Here is an 18206-nt window from a genome sequence, read left to right on the forward strand (position 1 = left end):
CGATGGGGTCATTTAAGGTGCTTGGGTGTGCCTGTCGTGTATTCACACTAGACTTGGCGTTAGCCGGGTAAGTAGATCCAGTTTCGCGGGAATATGGGGCCAGTCCCTGGCATGGCATATCAATTGCTTCATTGTGAAGCATCGATGTCTTTTTCAGGTGCAAACGCCCCATGAACGATCACTACCTGAACACCCCTTTCGCGGATGATCGCCCTCTGCAACAGCAAATTCAGGAACGGCTGGTAGATGCAATTCTGGGAGGCCATCTTCCGGTCGACACCCCTCTGCCCTCGTCGCGTAAGCTGGCAGCGCAAATGAAGGTTTCACGCAATACGATTGTTCTGGTGTACGAACGCATGGTTGACGCCGGCTATCTTCTGCCCAGCAAACGGCGTGGGTATTTCATTGCGCCAGCGTTCCACAACCCGGACATGATCGATATTCGGGACAAACCGTCGAATGGTGATGATTCGCCGGAATGGCCGGAACGCTTCAGGCTCCAACCAAGCCAGTACCAGACAATCGTCAAACCAAATCAGTGGCAGCAGTATGAGTATCCCTTTAACTATGGCCAGATCCAGCAAGAGTATTTCCCGATAGAACACTGGCGTGACTGTGCCCGCCGTACGCTGAGTACTACGGGGCTCACGGACTGGCTGCATGATCGCATTGATATCGACGATCCGATGCTGGTGGAGCAACTGCGCACCCGACTACTGCCCAAGCGGGGAATCTACGCCGAGCCGGAAGAAATCCTGGTTACCATAGGAACCCAGAATTCCCTGTACCTGCTGGCTAACCTGCTGTTCGATGGCAATACCCGCGTGGCACTTGAAAACCCGGGATTTCGGGATGCCCACAGTATCTTTCAGAGTTTCAATGCAGACCTTGTGCTGCAATCACTGGACCAGGAAGGCATCGTGGTTGATGACCAGCTCGCAAGTTGCAACTACATTTACGTTACGCCAAGCCATCAGGTACCTACCGGAGTGGAAATGAGCCGGAGCCGGCGTATAGAACTGATGGACCTGGCCCGCCGCAGCAATGCCGTTCTGATCGAGGATGACTACGATGCGGAAATCAATATGCAGGACAACCCGATTCCGGCGATGAAATCCAACGACCCGGACAATCGCATTATCTATCTGGGCAGCTTGTCCAAATCCATGTCCCCCGGCCTTCGCATTGGATTTATGGTGGCTGACGAACAACTCATCGCTGAAGCCCGGGCACTGAGGCGTCTGATGTACCGTCATCCCGCCAGCAATAACCAGCGACAGACCGCTTACTTTCTGTCGCTGGGGTATTACGACTCTTACCTGCGAAAGTTACGAACCCTGTATTTCAATAAACTGGTACGTATGGAAGCTGCACTGAAAGAGCACCTGCCAGACCTGATGACCCGCGATGTCAGAAGCGGTGCATCTTCTTTCTGGCTCAGGGTGGCGGAGGGGATTGATACCGAACAACTGAGCTGGGCTACCGCTCGCGAGGGTGTGCTTATTGAGCCGGGGGCCGTACATTTCCTCAACACATCACCACCCCGCAATTACCTGCGCCTGGGATTTTCCACCATACCAACCCACAAGATTGAACCCGGAATCGCAAAACTAAAAACCATCCTTGACCGGTTCACTGACCTTTAGCAGCACTCTGGCTCCATAATCTCCCGTAACTGGATCTATAAGGATTCAGGTCCCGCCTCCTAACGTGTCATCTCATGGTGTCTATTCGGACACCAGCGGACGAGGACAGGAGCCAGGTGGACAACCTTACGGAATACCTCAACCCGGAACTTGGCTGGGCCATGCTGCTGATTCTTGGCGCTGCACTGGTCCGCGGCTATACCGGTTTCGGTTTTGCTGCGGTTGCTATCACCGGACTCAACCTGGTGTGGCCGCCACAGATCAGCGTACCTGTAATTCTGCTGCTGGACCTGATCGGGTCCGCTGGCCTGCTCCGTTCCGCCTGGCCTGAGTCTGACCGGGCCCTGATCGGCCGCCTGTCCTCCGGGGCCCTGCTGGGCATTCCCCTGGGACTGACTCTGTTGATCCAGCTACCAGAAACCCTGCTCAAGCTGTCCATCAATACCGGCGTTCTGGTTATGACCCTTTTCCTGTTTTTACGCCCGAGCCCGGCGCGTCGGGAATACCCCTGGCTGACCCGGATCGCGGGTGGTATTTCCGGTGCCTTTACCTCCGCCGCATCCATCGGTGGGCTACCTATTGTCTGCTACCTGATGAGCACACCGCTGGACGCCAGAAGCCAACGGGCCTCCATGGTGGTTTTTCTCGCGGCAACAGATCTGGTGGCCCTGATTCTCATGGCCGGCAGCGGATTGCTGGGCCTGCACCTGGTGCTACCCATACTGCTTCTGTTAGTTCCCACACTGCTGGGCGTGCATCTGGGCAAAATCGCCTTTCACCATTTCCGACCCAAATCATTCCATCCGGTGGCCCTGCCGATTCTGGCCATGCTGTCCATAAGCGGACTCTGGTTAAGCCTCCGGTCACTTCTTTCCACAACGGTTACAGGAGTCTGAACCATGTCAAAAACTGCTTTTATCACCGGTGCCACTTCCGGCTTTGGCCGTGCCTGTGCCCTGCGCCTGGGCCAGGCCGGCTGGAACCTGATTCTGACCGGTCGCCGTCAGGAGCGTCTCGATGCCCTGCAGGATGAACTGGGCAGCCAGTGCCAGGTGCTGACCCGGACCCTGGATGTGCGTGACGCCAGCGCCGTGCAGGAGTGTGTAGACAGTCTGCCGGCCCCCTTCGACGAAGTGGATCTGCTGCTCAACAACGCCGGTCTGGCCCTGGGTACGGAACCGGCCCAGAACTGTGACCCGGACGAATGGAAACAGATGATCGATACCAACATTCTGGGGCTGACCACCGTGACCCACGCCCTGCTGCCGAAACTGATCAGCAAGGGTGCCGGAGCCAGCATCATCAACCTGGGCTCCATTGCCGGCCACTGGCCTTACCCGGGCGGTAACGTCTACTGCGGCACCAAGGCCTTTGTGGAACAGTTCTCCTATGCCCTGCGCTGTGACCTGTCCGGCACCGGCGTGCGCGTCTCCAACCTGGCGCCGGGGCTGTCGGAAAGCGAATTCACCCTGGTGCGCACCGGCGGTAACCAGGACGCCTATGACCAGCTGTACAAGGGCGCCGATCCGATTCAGCCGGAAGACATCGCCGAGACCGTCTACTGGCTGGCCAGCCTGCCGGCCCATCTGAACGTCAACCAGCTGGAAATCATGCCGGTTTCCCAGGCCTGGTCCCCGTTTTCCATTCATCGCAAATCCTGATCAAGACAAGGAAACAAACATCATGAACAGCCAAGTAAAACCTGAAGCAACCGTCGCAGCCCTGGACCGGGAGCATGTATGGCATCACCTGACTCCGGGTGCTGCCGCCGCCAAAGGGGTTCCCATGTTCGTCCGCGGAGAAGGTCTCTCTGTGTGGGACTCAAACGGCAAGGAGTATCTGGATGCCTCTGCCGGTGGTGTCTGGGTGGTGAACGCCGGCTACGGACGCACCGAAATTGCCGATGCGGTCCGTGACCAGCTGACCAGGCTCAACTTCTTCGCCAGCTCCATGGGCAGTGAACCGGCCGCCCTGTTTGCCGGCAAACTGCTGGAAAAAATGCCGGGCATGAGCCGGGTGTTCTATTCCAGCTCAGGCTCTGAAGCCAACGAAAAAGCCTACAAAATGGTGCGCCAGATTGCCCACAAGCACTTCGGCGGCAAAAAACACAAGATTCTGTACCGGGAACGGGACTACCACGGCACCACCATCTCCGCCCTGAGTTCTTCCGGCCAGGCAGAACGCCGCGCCCAGTTCGGCCCCTTCACCCCGGGCTTTGTGGAAGTACCCCACTGCTGCGAATACCGCAACCAGTTTGGCAGCGTGGACAACTATAGCGAAGCCGCCGCTGCGGCTATTGAGGAAGTGATCCTGCGGGAAGGTGCCGATACCGTGGGCGGTATCATTCTGGAGCCCATCACCGCCGGTGGTGGCGTGATCCTGCCGCCGGAAGGCTATCTGGAAAAAGTCCGCGAAATCTGCGACCGCTACGACATCCTGATGATCATCGACGAGGTGGTCTGCGGCCTGGGACGCACCGGCAAATGGTTCGGCTACCAGCATTTCAACATCCAGCCGGATATTGTCACCATGGCCAAGGGGGTGGCCTCCGGCTACGCCGCCATCTCCTGCACCGTGACCACTGAACGGGTATACGACCTGCTGCAGGAAGAAGACGCGAACGACAAGCTGGGCTTCTTCCGGGATATCTCCACCTTTGCCGGCAACCTGGCAGGCCCCGCCGCGGCCCTGGCCAATATGGAAATTCTGGAGCGGGAAGGACTGGTGGAGAACAGCGCCGTGCTGGGCGAATACTTTCTGGAAGGCCTGCGCAAATTACAGGAGAAACACCCCGTCATCGGTGATGTCCGCGGCAAGGGTCTGTTCGCCGGGCTGGAGCTGGTTGTGGATCGCGATACCAAGGAACCGGTTGACGAATCCGTGGCCATCGCCATCGCCGGCAAGTGCAAGGAGCTGGGCGTGCTGATCGGCCGCACCAACCGCAGCTTCGAGCGCTTCAACAACATTCTCAACTTCAGCCCGGCGCTGATCGCCACTGCCGGGCAGATCGACCGGATTGTCAGCGTGCTCGATCAGGCACTGACGGGGCTTGAATAACACAAGAAAGCGGGTGGTATAACACCACCCGCTGCTACACCCGGAAACCTTGAGCCAGAGCCTGGAGCTCGTGAGCCAGTTGTGCCTGGCTCACGGTAACCTGAGAAATTTCCTGGGAGCCAGAGAGCGTCTGAAGCGAAGTGTCACGCACAGTCGCCATGTTGCGGGAGATATCCCGGGTGACTGACACCTGCTCCTCTGCCGCTGATGCAATCTGGATAGCCATGCCGGAGATACGGTCCACATCCCGGAGAACATCGGCGAGAGTTCCCTCCAGAGCCCCGGCCTCATCGGCACTGCGGTTAGCCAGTTCATGGCTTTCGGTTACCGCCCCGTGGACATCGGCAGTGATCGTCTGCAGGCCGGCAATAATGGATTCGATTTCAACCGTAGACTGGTGCGTTTGTTGTGCCAGCGTACGCACTTCCTCTGCTACCACCGCAAAACCCCGGCCATATTCTCCGGCGCGGGCGGCTTCAATGGCGGCATTCAGAGCCAGCAGATTGGTCTGATCCGCAACACTGCGAATCACATCCGTTACCCGGGTAATAGACGCACTGCTTTCCTGCAGGCGTGCCATCTGGTCACTGACCTGTTCAATCGAGCTTGCCAGGCTGCGAATGTGGCTCACACTGGTCTGCACCACCTGACGCCCGGTTTCGCTCTTGCCGGAGGCGCTGGCAGCAGCTTCTGCCACATTCTGAGTGTTGCGGGAAATATCCTCGGAGGTACTGGTCATTTCTTCCGCAGCGGTGGCTACCTGCTCCACCAGTTGCTGCTGCTGACTCACCTGGTCAGCATTTTTCCCAGCGGTTGCCCGTGTCTGTTCCGTGGCAGAGGCCAGTTCAACACTGGTCTGGTCAATCTGGGCCAATGCACCGGCAAAGCTTTCCATCAGACTGTTCAGGGCAGTGCCAATCAACCCCATCTCATCTTTCGAACTGACACGGGTACGAACCCCCAGATTCTTCTCATCCATGATCTGGCGGAAATCTCCCAGCAACCGATTAACCTGCCCACTCACTCCACGAATAATCATCACTGCCAGCAGAGTCACCGCCAGTATGACCACCACTCCGACAATGGCTGCCTCCCACAACTCAATTGCAGCCTCATCAAGCACTGCCTGTGTTCCTGCAGCCATATCCTGGCTAACCATACTCTTGAGCTGACTAATCGCTTCAATTGACTGGCTGGCGCGATCAAACCATTCGATATTGGCCATGCCCAGAAAACCGTATTTACTCCCGATCAATCTGTCCCGCAGCGCATTGAATTCAACTACCGGTTCCGATTCCCGCATGGTTTGAAGCGCATCATAGAAGCCATTACCCAAGGTTTCACCAGCTTGAGTAAGGAGCGCATCCTGGCGGCCCGCCGCACGACTGACCCGGGAGGCCAGAGCCAGAGTTGTGTCCCCTTCTTTGAGCACCTGGGCCCCGGCTTCCATTTCCTGCCCGCCCCATTCTGTTGCTTCCGTCATTGCCAGGAAAGCACTCAACTGGCGAGTCAAATGCGGCTCATCGGCACGCTGAAGAATCGGCGGAAGCAAGTCCATCAGGCCTCTGATGCTATCGGTGTAGCTGGCCCGCACGGTTTCAATGAGCAGGTCACTGTCGTCCATGAAGTTTCTCCGAAGGCCCGCAAGCGTGGTCAGCAAATCATCCACCCTGTTCAGCTGAACAGCGACGATCTGCCGATCCTCTGCTGGCATGGTGTCGATAAACGACTGGACTTCCGCAAGGCGGACAGCAGTCGCCTCTTGCTGCAGTTCCAGACGCTCCACAACCCGGCTGTCACTGCCACCGCTCGACAAATAAAGTTCAGAGAGCCCGCGCTCCCTTTGAAGATCTGTCACCAGCGGATCAGCCACCAGCACCAGATTAAACAGAGTCTGCAGCGACCGGGTATTCTGCAGGTTGGCGTAACGCTCACTGACCGTCGAGACGGAAAAATAGAGGATGCCCAATAACGCGGGCAGAATAAGCAGCAACAGTTTGCCGCGCATTGAAAGGTTTCGAAGCAAGAACAGCATAATTCTCCAGCCCTGAATAAAATCTGACTCGTTGGACAGGACTCAACGCAAGAAGGGTGCCATCAGCAACCGAAGCAACCAAAGGCTTTTGCCGCACCAGCCGCACCAGATCAGTGCCTGGAGAGACAGAGCGCCCTAAAAGAAGACCAACCTCTTCACACCCTGGCGTATTGTAGCCTGAGGCATTTATTCCGTTCGTGAGAGTAAGTGTCGAGGCTATTAGCCATAGGTTTTAGGTATAGACACCTATTTATCATGGTATTATTACCAGCTTTTTTAAAACCACTACCCGCATAAAGAAAACCGGAGACCCCGTGATTACAGCCCCCCGAATTCTCTGTCCCGAACTGCGTGAACGTATCATGAGCGCCAAGGAGGCTGCCGCCCTTATCCCGTCCGGCGTTAATGTCGGAATGAGCGGGTTCACCGGCGCCGGCTACCCGAAGGCCGTTCCGCAAGCTCTGGCCGGGCATATTCGGGAACATCGCGCCCGGGGTGATAACTACCGGATCAGTGTCTGGACTGGCGCCTCCACCGCACCAGAGCTGGACGGAGCCCTGGCCGAAGTGGATGGCATTGAAATGCGCCTTCCCTACCAGAGCGATCCGGTGTGCAGGCAGAAGATCAACGAGGGACGAATGGAATATATCGACATTCACCTCTCTCATGTTGCCCAGCACGCCTGGTCCGGCTTCTTCGGTAAACTGGATGTGGCAGTGATTGAAGTGGCTGGCATAGCCGAGGATGGCAGACTGATTCCCTCATCATCCGTCGGCAACAATAAAACCTGGATCGATCAGGCAGACAAAGTCATCCTGGAAGTGAACTATGGCCAGACTTCAGGCCTGGAAGGCATGCACGACATTTACTACAGCACCGCCCTGCCGCCACGACGCAAGCCGATCCAGATGACAACACCAGAAGACCGGATTGGAGAGAAATACCTGCTGTGCCCGCTGGAAAAAGTCATCGCCGTGGTGGAAACCAACGCCCCCGACCGCAACTCCCGTTTCAGCGCCCCGGACGAAAACTCCCAACGCATCGCCCAACACCTGCTCAGATTTTTCGAGATGGAAGTGGCAAATAACCGGCTGCCAAAGGACCTGCTGCCGCTGCAGTCCGGTGTCGGTAACATCGCCAATGCGGTACTCGCGGGCCTGAACGAGGGGCCGTTCGAAAACCTGACAGCCTACACCGAGGTACTGCAGGATGGCATGCTCACCATGCTTAAATCAGGAAAGCTGAAAATGGCTTCCGCCACCGCCTTTTCCCTGAGCCCGGAAGCTGTCGAGGAATTTGCACAAAACATCGATTTCTACCGGGACCGCATCATCCTGCGCACTCAGGAAATCAGTAACCACCCTGAAATCATTCGGCGGTTAGGCGTCATCGCCATGAACGGTATGATCGAAGCGGACATCTACGGCAACGTGAACTCCACCCACGTCATGGGTAGCAGGATCATGAACGGCATCGGTGGCTCCGGCGACTTTGCCCGCAACGGCTACCTTTCCGTGTTCATGACTCCGTCTACCGCCAAAGACGGCGCTATCTCCAGCATCGTTCCCATGGTTTCCCACGTAGACCACACCGAGCACGATGTGCAAATCGTGGTAACCGAACAGGGGCTGGCCGACCTGCGCGGCCTGGCGCCACGCCAGCGTGCCCTCAAAATCATTGAGAACTGCGCCCACCCGGACTTCAGGCCACAACTGCTCAGCTATTTCGAGCGAGCCTGCGCCAGTGGCCGGGGGATGCATACACCACACCTGCTGGGTGAAGCACTGAGCTGGCACGAGCGGTTTGAGGAAACAGGTCAGATGTGAGTACTTTGACCGGCTGTCAGAACAGCTCGGATTCTCCATTGGCTGTCACGCCAACCGGGCATCCATGCTGTTCTGGGCCAGCCGACGGGCCTGATCTTCGGTCATCCCCAGACCATCACGCAGCGCCACGAAGTTCTCCAGTGCATAACCGCCGAAATAGGACGGGTCATCGGAGTTCACGGTGACCTTCAGGCCGCGCTCCAGCAGCTCCAGAATGTTGTGATGAGCCATGTCAGGGAACACGCACAGCTTGATATTAGACAGCGGACAAACCGTTAGGGGAATCTGCTGTTCCGCCAGCCTGTCGAGCAGCCTCGGGTCTTCTGCAGCACGAACCCCGTGATCAATCCGGCTCACCTTGAGCAGGTCCAGTGCCTGCCAGATATACTCAGGCGGGCCTTCCTCACCGGCATGGGCAACCGCCAGAAAGCCCTCGGCCCGTGCCTTGGCAAATACCCGCTCAAACTTGCCCGGAGGGTTGCCTTGTTCGGAGCTGTCCAGACCTACCGCAAAAAACTGGTCACGGAACGGCATCGCCTGCTCAAGAGTCCGGAAAGCATCGTCTTCAGACAGGTGCCTCAGGAAGCTGAGAATCAGCCCACCGGAAATTCCCAGCTGTTCGCGGCCATCGCGCATGGCCCCACGAATGCCATTGATAGCCACTTCAAAGGGAATTCCACGCCCGGTATGGGTCTGGGGGTCGTAGAAGGGTTCAACGTGCACCACACCCTGGGCCTGGCACTTCTGCAGGTAAGCCCAGGTGAGATCATAAAAATCCTGCTCGGTGCGCAGCACGTTGGCGCCCTTGTAATACAGATCCAGAAATTCCTGCAGATTATTGAAGGCATAGGCCTGTCGCAGCGCCTCCACATCCTTCCACGGCAATTCAATACCATTACGCCGGGCCAGCGCAAACATCAGTTCAGGCTCGAGAGCACCTTCCAGATGAAGGTGCAGCTCCGCTTTGGGCAGGGCTTTCAGCCAGGCTTCGTTCATCGCAGTCTCCGGGAAAGTTTTATAGTCAATCAACAAATCAGCACAGGAAGAAGGCTTCAGGCTTCATTCGCCTTACGATAGGCACCCTGATAATCAAAAATCCTTTCCTGCACCTGCCAATAATGCTTCTGTTTACGGGCAATGACAAAGTCAGGTGCCGGCAACAGGCTCTGTACTTCCAGTACCTCTTGTATCCCGCTGAACTCTTTCGGCTCCTGGCCGTTGGCGAATCGCCTGCCAAACAGCCGGTTGAAAACGCTGCGCTGGGCCGGGCGGCTGAAATCAAAGGACTCATTGAGCTCCTCCCCGTCCTCCCCGTGGTAGGTGATCTTCAGCCTGCTGTCGGGTTTGTCTTTGTGGGGGGCCAGGGTGATTCCGGCACAACGGATCACCATGGCATCCTTGAGTTTCAGGGCATCCTTCAGCTGGTCATCCGGGTCGATAATGGCTCTCCCGCACTGATGGCAGTTGCGGGCGGCTATGTCATTTTCGCCGCCGCAGTGGGGACATTCCTTGAAACGGAAGCGATAGTCGCATTGTTCAGGGCGTTCGCTCTGCGCTGCCAGCCCATCCTCTTCCTCAGGATCCAGCAGCCCCTGGCAACGGCGCCCGTAGTGTTCAATCACATGGCCGTCACCGTCAGTTTTGCCCCAGAAAATATTGGCAAAGCCACAGGCCGGACAGAACACCTGCACAGGCTCACTATCGGGATTGGGCTTTTTCTCCCCCACTTCCGGGTGGTACAGGTTGACCCGGTTGCCGGCGTAATCAATCACCAGGCAGTCCTTCTTGCCTTCGTCCAGGCGCAGGCCCCGGCCCACGATCTGCTGATACAGGCTCACGGACTGGGTGGGACGAAGAATGGCAATAAAGTCCACATGGGGCGCATCAAAGCCGGTAGTGAGTACGGAAACATTCACCAGATACTTGAGCTGGTGCTGCTTGAAACGCCGGATCAGCGAATCCCGTTCATTCTGGTCGGTGGCGCCGGTAATCAGAGCCGTTTGCTGCTCCGGCAGATAGCCGGTGATCTCCCGGGCATGATCCACCGTGGCCGCAAAAATCATCACCGCCTGGCGCTTGGCGGCCAGCTCCATCACCTGTTCGATAATGGCCCGGGTCACCCGCGGATGTTTGCCCAGCAGCTGGTTCACGTCCTTTTCCGCATATTCACCAAAGCTGTTCCGGGGCAGTGCGGAGAAGTCGTATTGGGCCACAGCCGCATCCACCAGTTCGGGGCGGGTCAGGTAGCCCCGGTTGATCATATAGCTCAGCGGCAGCTCATAAATGCAGTGCACAAAAGGCCTGTCCTGTTCACTGCGGACAAAGCCCCGGTAGTGATAGCGATAGATCCATCCCATGCCCAGGCGATAGGGGGTGGCGGTCAGCCCAAGTACTTTAAGGGAGTCGTTCTGTTGCCGCAGCTGCTCAATGATCTTCTGGTACTGACTGGTTTCCTCACCGCTGACCCGGTGACACTCATCGATGATCAGCAGCGAGTATTCATTGCTGAACTGCTCCAGATTGGCGGATACGGACTGCACACTGGCGAAGGTAACCTGATGCTGGTTTTCCTTGCGCTTCAACCCGGCGGAGAAGATACCAGCGGTCAGCCCATAGCTCTGATATTTTGCATAATTCTGCTCAACCAGCTCCTTGACGTGTGTGAGCACCAGAATCCTGCGCCGGGCAAGCCGGGCCAGTTCGGCAATGACCAGGCTTTTTCCGGCACCGGTGGGCAGCACAATAACCGCAGAATCGTCGGATTTGCGGAAATGATGCAGAGTGGCATCAACGGCTTCCTGCTGGTAGGGCCGGAGTTCGAAAGGAGCATTCATTTGAACTGCTCCCAATTCTCTATGCGCGACCGTGGGCCTGCGATTGCAGCTGTCCAGTATCTACCCGGACAAAGATTGAATCAGCGGTCACTGTAAGAACATCGCCAGCCCAGACTTCGCAGATCACCCGGCTCTTGCGGCCGACTTCGCCTTCTACCCAGGCCTTGAGCGTTAGCTCCACACCCATTGGAGTCGGCTTGATGAAGGTGAGATTAAGCTTGCCTGTGACGCACTCAATGCGCGGCATACTACCGGGCTCACGGCCCTCTGCGCGATAATGATAGGCCATAGCGGCCCAGTTGGAATGGCAGTCCACAAGCATGGCCAGCAAACCACCGTAAACGAGTTCCGGCCAACCGTGGAATTTCGGATCCGGAGTGTGGGAACACACCACGTGAACACCGTCCTCATGCCAATAACTCTTCAATTGCAGGCCTTCAGGGTGGGCACTTCCGCAGCCGTAGCAAACCCCGTCCGGGGCGGCCATATCCTGCAAGGCGATGGGAACACTGGTCATAATCAAAGGATCCTTCGAAAATCTGGTCACTAAAGCGGCGAAAAAGCCGCAACTTGACCTGCATAATACCTAAAAACAGCACAACAATTAAAAACATAATAAAAATCAACAACCTTATATGCAGCCTCCCCACACATAAGTAGAAGTATCAGTTTCATTCATGCTGCCAGGCCATATTTTAAATATGTCGACACGCATATGGATTGGCGGTAAACCAGCCTTTTTGTTCCATCACTGCTCTTGCCGATGAACGAGTGTGTTAACCAACCATTGCGAGGGTACAAATCATGAGTGATTTCTCCGGAAAAACAGCACTAGTTACTGGCGCAGGTTCAGGCATTGGCGAAGCCGTCGCACTGCGACTGGCAAAACAGGGTGCAGCTGTTGTTGTTTCCGATATAAACACCGAAGCTGCAGAGAAAGTCGTTCAGGCTATCAAGGAAGCTGGAGGTAAGGCAGCAGCCTTCACTGCAGATACCTCTGATCATGAACAGGTCAAGGCAGCAGTGGACTTTGCCTGCTCCGAATTCGGAGCATTGAATCTGGCCTTCAACAACGCCGGCATTCTTGGCGCCACCGTTCCCACCGGGGAACTGAGCATCGAAGACTGGCACAGGGTCATCAGCATCAACCTGAACGGGGTATTCTATGGCTTGCGCTACCAGATTCCCGCCATGCTGAAAGCTGGTGGTGGCGCCATCGTCAACACAGCATCCATTCTCGGGCTGATCGGCACAGAAAACCTGGCTGGTTACGTTGCTGCAAAACACGCAGTGTCCGGGCTGACCAAAACAGCGGCGCTGGAATACTCATCTAAAGGTGTCCGCATCAACTCGGTACATCCTGGCTATATCGACACCCCGTTGCTGAGCAGCCTCGACAAAGAGACCTATGATGCCCTGAAATCTCTTCACCCGATCGGCCGTTTGGGCCGGCCTGAAGAAGTGGCTAATGTGGTCACCTTCCTGCTGTCCGACGAAGCGTCTTTTGTATCCGGCAGTCACTACACGGTAGACGGCGCCTACACCGCGCAATAACCGGAGACCGGCCGCTGAGTGTTTCCTGGATACAGGGGACACCAGCGGCTCCGGATCGACAGCCTCCTTCTACAATCGGAAAATCTGAATATTCCCCAGCAACCTGGAGGAAAGAGACTGCAGGTTCTGTCCTTCCTGTCTGGTGGACTCAGCAACTTCATCGACCGCCTGGGCCAGCGAGCGGATGCTGGCAATACCCTCATCGATATCCCGGGCAACCTGAGCCTGTTGCTCTGCAGCTGAGGCGATGTTGTGATTACGAGCCGTTATCAGTTGTATGTCCTGCTTGACACTATGCAGTGATTCTACTGCCTCTCCAGCCAGCTCACTGGTTGCCTGCCCTTGCTCGGCAGAACTTTCAATAGACGCCACAGCAGACTGCACATTTTGCTGAATGGCACTGATCATTTCTTCGATAGAAAGAGTCGAAGACTGGGTTTTGCTCGCCAGATTCCGCACTTCATCCGCTACAACGGCAAAACCTCGCCCTGCCTCACCTGCTCTGGCAGCCTCAATCGCAGCGTTCAATGCCAACAGATTCGTTTGCTCGGCTATGGAGCGGATGACATTCAACACCTCTCCAATGTCCTGGCTTTTTATTGCCAGAGCCTGAATCAGTCCGGATGTCTCCTGAATTTGCTCCAGCATGTTACGCAGGGAAACTACTGTCTGCTCAACGCGTTCACTGGACGCCTCAGAAGATCTGAGTGACGCTTCAGATTCTTCTGATGTAGCCACTGCATTCTGCGCCACCTCATTTACCGAGCTACTCATTTCGTTCACCGCACGGGAGGCTTCCTGCAGCTGTTTGTTTTGCTGGTCCGCCAACTCGGCACCACGTGTGGTCACCTCGGAAATCCGGTCGGACGAGCTGTTCAATTGATCCGCAGAATCACGAATGTCGCTAACCGTTGCAAGTAATGACTGGCGCATGCTCTCGAGAGAGCGCATCACATCCGCTGTTTCATCTTTGCCTTTGGCAGAAATGGGCTGTGTCAGATCACCCTTGGCAATGGACTGGGCAACAGCCACAGCACGGCGCAAAGGAGTAGTGATCGACCTGGCAATAAGCAGCGCTGCGACTGCAGCAAGGATCACCGCTCCCAGCGTAATCACCCAGCTGATCATGGAAAAACCGGATGTAAGCTCACGGGTTTCCTGTGTTATGACGTTATTCTGGCTTTCTTTCAGATCAATAAACTCATTGATCAGCTTCAGCCATTCAATAAATGCCGGTTTAGCATCAGTGAGCATCACATGGGTAGCAGCATCACCCCGCCCCGAGTTTCTCAGGGAGATCACCTCTTCGATTATCGGCAAGGTATGGGATTCAATCGCTTTGATCTTTTTCAGCCCCGCTATTTCCACCGGATCACTGTCAGTTTCACCGGCAAGAAGAGCGTCCAGTTTTTCAGCTGAGTCAACATAATCCCTGCTCAGCGAACGAATTTCCTGCACCGACGCCTGGACCTCAGCATTCGTTGGAACCATCACCACATCCCGCAACGCAATGGCCCGGTCGTGAACACTTCCTCGGAAGTTGATGGCGTAACGCTGCTTAACACTGTTGATATCGTTGATCGTCGTCAGGGCGCTACCTACCTGAGACATCTTCATAACCGAAAACATAGTCAACAGAGTCATCAGGATAATGACAAAGGCAAAACCAATAGCAAGTCGTAAACCGATTTTTGCGTTCATTGAACTATCATTCCTTGAAGCGGGCGCTTGAGTCTGTCGGGGTGGGGTCGCCCTGGAATCAGGGCTACCAGAAGTATTATCGACCGGTTTATATTGAACTTTAGTCTCATTTTCGGTCAGGATTGCTCCCGGCAGACGCCTAAAGCCTGATAATCGCGTCACCCTGGTTGTGCAACCAGCGGCTCCAGTCCAACCCCAGCATTCTTACACCACCAATGTAATTCTCATCGACAAGGTAATAAGAGAGGGTGCGATCACCCCGGTTGAAGGTGTGCATCAACCGGGCAATAAAGTTACGCCCGGTCGGTTTGGATAGCAGAAAATAGATGAACTGGCCGGACTGAGCCCTCATGCTCCCCTGCCGCGACATATCTGAATGTCGCCACTTATCACTGGGCAGCTTTAAAAGCTCATCAATGTCCGCCAAACGACCCTGGTCACGGGCTTGTGCGACGATCCACCGGTTTTCAGCGTGACGCTCAAAATACAAGCCTGATTCATCACGCTCCAGCACCTCCATCTGCTCAGCGAGCCCTTCATTTATCCAGGCAGGGGCGTAGGGGACGATGGTATCAACAACCGCATGACTCACCTCATGCTTGATCGTTTTAAAGGTGAGACTTCTGTTTTCGCGCACATAAACGACGATCTGATTTTCAGAAGGTATATACAGGCCGTATGAAGCAACCGCCATACCTCTGTCATTGCGAATCAGGTAATTCCGGTATTCCTCGCTGTTCTTGAAAATCAGGATATTGACGGGCACAGTCTTGTACATGTCGAAGGACAGCACCCGATCAAAAAACTCGTAAACGTTGTTCACACCGTCAACAATCTGCTGTTTTTCCCCGGCGCTCAGCTCTACATCTACGGTTTTAATATCGATATTGAACCGGGACCATTTCGACGCCCCGGGCTTCACGCTGACAACTTCCTGTTTGACTCTGTGGTCTTTGCGGTCGCTGAAATGAACCTTTCCGTCGTCATCTACCCATTTATAAATCTCTGCAGAACCGGTGCTTGCAGCGACCATAAACAGCAAAAAAACAACGATCAGGTGCATGGTTTTGCGGCAAAAAACAAACCTGTGCCTCTTATCTTCTTCCGCGTGAAGATAGCCCACCAAGGGTGCCTCCTGCCGTGCCATCCACAAGAGAAATAAACTCCGAAACCGGTACCGGGCGACTAAAATAGTGCCCTTGATGAAGGTCGCAGCCGAGCCCTTTGAGAACTTCGAAGTGAGCCTCTTTTTCCACGCCTTCGGCCACAACGCTAATACCAAAATTCTTGCCTAAATCGATAATGGATTTAACCATAATCATATCCATTTCATCGTCGAGCAGGTCGCGAGTAAAAGAGTGATCAACCTTAATCTCACTAATCGGTAAGTGCTTTAAATAACTTAGCGATGAATAGCCCGTTCCGAAATCGTCCAGAGAAAACGACAATCCAAAGGCCACCAATTCATTTAATTTCTCTATCATTTCATTGGTGTCACCCAGTAAAACTGTTTCTGTAATCTCCAGCTTTAACCTGGAACGATCGATACCCGATTCAGAAACAATTTTTTTCACATTCTTCACAAAATCCCCAGACCAAACCTGCCTGGCACTGGTGTTAATGGATATACACAAATGTTGATATCGCGAATCAGACTGCCAGGCCTTCAGTTGTTTGCAAGCTTCAGCCAGCACCCAGTCACCCACTGGTAGTATCAGGTTAGACTGCTCAACAGCAGCGATGAAATCTCTTGGCCTGACCAATCCTCGCTCAGGATGAGCCCAACGTATCAGCGCCTCGGCAGACACCAGATTCCGGTCTGCATCGTACTGGGGCTGATAGTGCAGAACAAAATCCCCCTGGACCAGTGAGAGCCGCAATTCATTCTCTAAACGCGTAGTCTTATCAATTTCTTCGTGTATGACCGGATCAAATATTGCACAATCATCACGGCCATTACTTTTAGCCTGATACAGTGCCAGGTCAGCCAACTGGAGTAATTCGGCCGCCTGATTCAAACCAGGCTCAAAAATAGTAATACCGATACTCGCTGTGATCGCATAGTCAATAGCGGGGCGGTTGTTATTCAGCTCGATGCTTACTTTTTCACCGACTGAAAACTGGATATCCTGGGCAATTGATTTTGCTTTAGCTGCTGCTTTGCGCGGATCAGAGGCCAGTTCATTCAAAACAATGACAAACTCATCGCCACCAAACCTGGCAACCGTATCATCCCCACGCACCAACGAATTAAGCCGGGCCCCCAGGACCACCAGCAAATCATCACCCGCCTGGTGTCCATAGGTATCATTCAAGTTCTTGAAATTATCCAGGTCTACAAAAAGAACTGCACCACATTTCCCGGAACGCCTGCAACGGTCAAGCGCGACACCCAACCTGTCATTCAATAATGCACGGTTTGGGAGTTTGGTCAGGGAATCATAAAAGGCCAAGGACTCTATTTTGGATTGATTAATTTTCTGCTGGGTAACATCCTGAACTATCCCTGCCAGCAATAACGGCTTGCCTTGTTCATCATGCTCTACAATACTTCCCCGGTCCCAAAGCCATATTACTTCGCCGTCGGGGCGCTTGAACCTGAACTCAATATCGTAAGGAATGTTTTTTTCTAACAGTGCCTCAAGAGCATCGCTAACCCGCTGTTTGTCGTCCTCAACAATACGAGACATAAAATATGAGAACGAACCTTTTGAACGATTGATACCTGTGATCTTTTCCCAGCCTTTGCTGAACAACACCACGTTGGTTTCGGTATTCCAGTCCCACATCCCTTCCCGGGAAACTGCCAGCACCAACTCCAATCGCTTGGAGTTAAACTCCGCCAGATTCTTCAACTCGGTAATATCAGTAATATCACGCGCGATAACCGCAATGTTCAGATCACCATTTCTGTTTTTAAACGGGATCTTCAGCGACTGATAATGACGAATTTCGCCAGTATTATTATCAGTAGAGTCTTCATAAACCGTCTCAGGCTCGAAGCGACTCATAATGCTCTGAACATTTTCCTTAAAAAACCTGCCCTGCTCCTTATTCCCAGTGAAATAGGAGTCTTCTTTACCAATCATTTCTTCGGGTGTGGTGCCATATAGTCTGGCAACGTAACTGTTGGCAAAAACAAAATTGCCATCCCAGTCTTTGGCCAGGATGGGCTCTGGTATTGCATTAACAATGTCAGACAACAACCTGTTTTTTTCTCGTTCCGCATCCAGTTGAGACTGGGGTGAATCGCCCATGAAATGACTGCCTTTTTTAGAATTCGGAAACTTTCGTAGTGATCTCTGGAGGTCAGAAAAACCAGGTTCTGACGCAAATGTGCACACAAATACTACAAAAAACACTGCTTCTACACCAGAAGAACCTAAACCCTGGTGGAGGCAATTACCCTGCCATGATTGCCGAACAGTCTGCCAAAGAAATCGCACAAAAAACCGACGAAGCTGCTGAACACCAAGGACAACTGCATGCCGGATATGAAAGGTACAGCTACAACTGCGGAGTTGGCCGATGCTATAGTGAGATCATTGTGGCT

At 54.4% G+C, this 18206-nt stretch carries 13 protein-coding genes; 6 read left to right on the forward strand and 7 right to left on the reverse strand.

The features are described 5' to 3' along the window. The first annotated feature begins 170 nt into the window (after positions 1–170). The 4 genes from DS878_RS10395 to DS878_RS10410 all read left to right on the forward strand — a co-directional run bounded on the left by DS878_RS10395 (position 171) and on the right by DS878_RS10410 (position 4703). Positions 171–1646, forward strand: a complete 1476-nt coding sequence (locus tag DS878_RS10395) for a PLP-dependent aminotransferase family protein (protein WP_113815893.1) — start codon at positions 171–173, stop codon at positions 1644–1646. Between the two features lie 116 nt (positions 1647–1762). Next, a complete protein-coding gene (locus DS878_RS10400; protein WP_222837456.1) occupies positions 1763–2542 on the forward strand; it encodes a sulfite exporter TauE/SafE family protein in 780 nt (259 codons plus the stop codon). A 3-nt stretch (positions 2543–2545) separates the two neighbouring features. After that, the gene (locus DS878_RS10405; protein WP_113815895.1) at positions 2546–3307 is read left to right on the forward strand and encodes an SDR family NAD(P)-dependent oxidoreductase; all 762 of its coding nucleotides are present in this window, start codon (positions 2546–2548) and stop codon (positions 3305–3307) included. 22 nt (positions 3308–3329) lie between these two features. Beyond that, the gene (locus DS878_RS10410) at positions 3330–4703 is read left to right on the forward strand and encodes an aspartate aminotransferase family protein (RefSeq protein WP_113815896.1); all 1374 of its coding nucleotides are present in this window, start codon (positions 3330–3332) and stop codon (positions 4701–4703) included. A gap of 34 nt (positions 4704–4737) precedes the next feature. On the opposite strand, the gene DS878_RS10415 is transcribed toward DS878_RS10410, so the two are convergent. Then, complete coding sequence (locus DS878_RS10415) at positions 4738–6738, reverse strand: methyl-accepting chemotaxis protein (protein WP_113815897.1); 2001 nt, start codon at positions 6736–6738, stop codon at positions 4738–4740. A gap of 317 nt (positions 6739–7055) precedes the next feature. Between DS878_RS10415 and DS878_RS10420 the strand changes: the two genes are divergently transcribed. Continuing rightward, a complete protein-coding gene (locus tag DS878_RS10420; protein ID WP_261977878.1) occupies positions 7056–8564 on the forward strand; it encodes an acetyl-CoA hydrolase/transferase family protein in 1509 nt (502 codons plus the stop codon). Positions 8565–8609: 45 nt separating this feature from the next. Here the strand turns inward: DS878_RS10420 and DS878_RS10425 are convergent, their stop codons facing one another. From DS878_RS10425 to DS878_RS10435, 3 genes are read right to left on the reverse strand one after another with little or no spacing between them, the layout of a single operon-like run. Beyond that, positions 8610–9560 carry an adenosine deaminase gene (locus tag DS878_RS10425; RefSeq protein WP_113815898.1) on the reverse strand — a complete coding sequence of 317 codons (951 nt, stop codon included), beginning with the start codon at positions 9558–9560 and terminating at the stop codon, positions 8610–8612. Between the two features lie 56 nt (positions 9561–9616). Next, complete coding sequence (locus tag DS878_RS10430; protein ID WP_113815899.1) at positions 9617–11398, reverse strand: DEAD/DEAH box helicase; 1782 nt, start codon at positions 11396–11398, stop codon at positions 9617–9619. Positions 11399–11417: 19 nt separating this feature from the next. Further along, positions 11418–11915: a PaaI family thioesterase gene (locus DS878_RS10435; RefSeq protein WP_113815900.1), complete on the reverse strand. Its 498-nt coding sequence runs from the start codon at positions 11913–11915 to the stop codon at positions 11418–11420. 287 nt (positions 11916–12202) lie between these two features. Here DS878_RS10435 and DS878_RS10440 point away from each other — a divergent pair, with 287 nt between their 5' ends. After that, positions 12203–12952, forward strand: a complete 750-nt coding sequence (locus DS878_RS10440) for an SDR family NAD(P)-dependent oxidoreductase (protein ID WP_113815901.1) — start codon at positions 12203–12205, stop codon at positions 12950–12952. Between the two features lie 69 nt (positions 12953–13021). Here the strand turns inward: DS878_RS10440 and DS878_RS10445 are convergent, their stop codons facing one another. The 3 genes from DS878_RS10445 to DS878_RS10455 all read right to left on the reverse strand — a co-directional run bounded on the left by DS878_RS10445 (position 13022) and on the right by DS878_RS10455 (position 17910). Continuing rightward, a complete protein-coding gene (locus DS878_RS10445; RefSeq protein WP_113815902.1) occupies positions 13022–14653 on the reverse strand; it encodes a methyl-accepting chemotaxis protein in 1632 nt (543 codons plus the stop codon). Between the two features lie 139 nt (positions 14654–14792). Further along, positions 14793–15776 carry a DUF4124 domain-containing protein gene (locus DS878_RS10450; protein WP_261977759.1) on the reverse strand — a complete coding sequence of 328 codons (984 nt, stop codon included), beginning with the start codon at positions 15774–15776 and terminating at the stop codon, positions 14793–14795. Then, positions 15748–17910, reverse strand: a complete 2163-nt coding sequence (locus DS878_RS10455) for a bifunctional diguanylate cyclase/phosphodiesterase (protein WP_113815903.1) — start codon at positions 17908–17910, stop codon at positions 15748–15750. Before DS878_RS10455 ends, DS878_RS10450 begins: the two co-directional genes overlap by 29 nt. Positions 17911–18206: the final 296 nt, after the last annotated feature.

This window comes from Marinobacter sp. F3R11 (genome assembly GCF_003318275.1).
In the GTDB taxonomy this organism is placed as follows: Bacteria; Pseudomonadota; Gammaproteobacteria; order Pseudomonadales; family Oleiphilaceae; genus Marinobacter.

Coding starts and splice junctions, on each gene's coding strand:
- DS878_RS10425 (WP_113815898.1), bottom strand. CDS start 9,560: ATGAACGAAGCCTGGCTGAAAGCCCTGCCCAAAGCGGAGCTGCACCTT.
- DS878_RS10440 (WP_113815901.1), top strand. CDS start 12,203: ATGAGTGATTTCTCCGGAAAAACAGCACTAGTTACTGGCGCAGGTTCA.
- DS878_RS10435 (WP_113815900.1), bottom strand. CDS start 11,915: ATGACCAGTGTTCCCATCGCCTTGCAGGATATGGCCGCCCCGGACGGG.
- DS878_RS10445 (WP_113815902.1), bottom strand. CDS start 14,653: ATGAACGCAAAAATCGGTTTACGACTTGCTATTGGTTTTGCCTTTGTC.
- DS878_RS10405 (WP_113815895.1), top strand. CDS start 2,546: ATGTCAAAAACTGCTTTTATCACCGGTGCCACTTCCGGCTTTGGCCGT.
- DS878_RS10415 (WP_113815897.1), bottom strand. CDS start 6,738: ATGCTGTTCTTGCTTCGAAACCTTTCAATGCGCGGCAAACTGTTGCTG.
- DS878_RS10395 (WP_113815893.1), top strand. CDS start 171: ATGAACGATCACTACCTGAACACCCCTTTCGCGGATGATCGCCCTCTG.
- DS878_RS10410 (WP_113815896.1), top strand. CDS start 3,330: ATGAACAGCCAAGTAAAACCTGAAGCAACCGTCGCAGCCCTGGACCGG.
- DS878_RS10430 (WP_113815899.1), bottom strand. CDS start 11,398: ATGAATGCTCCTTTCGAACTCCGGCCCTACCAGCAGGAAGCCGTTGAT.
- DS878_RS10455 (WP_113815903.1), bottom strand. CDS start 17,910: ATGGGCGATTCACCCCAGTCTCAACTGGATGCGGAACGAGAAAAAAAC.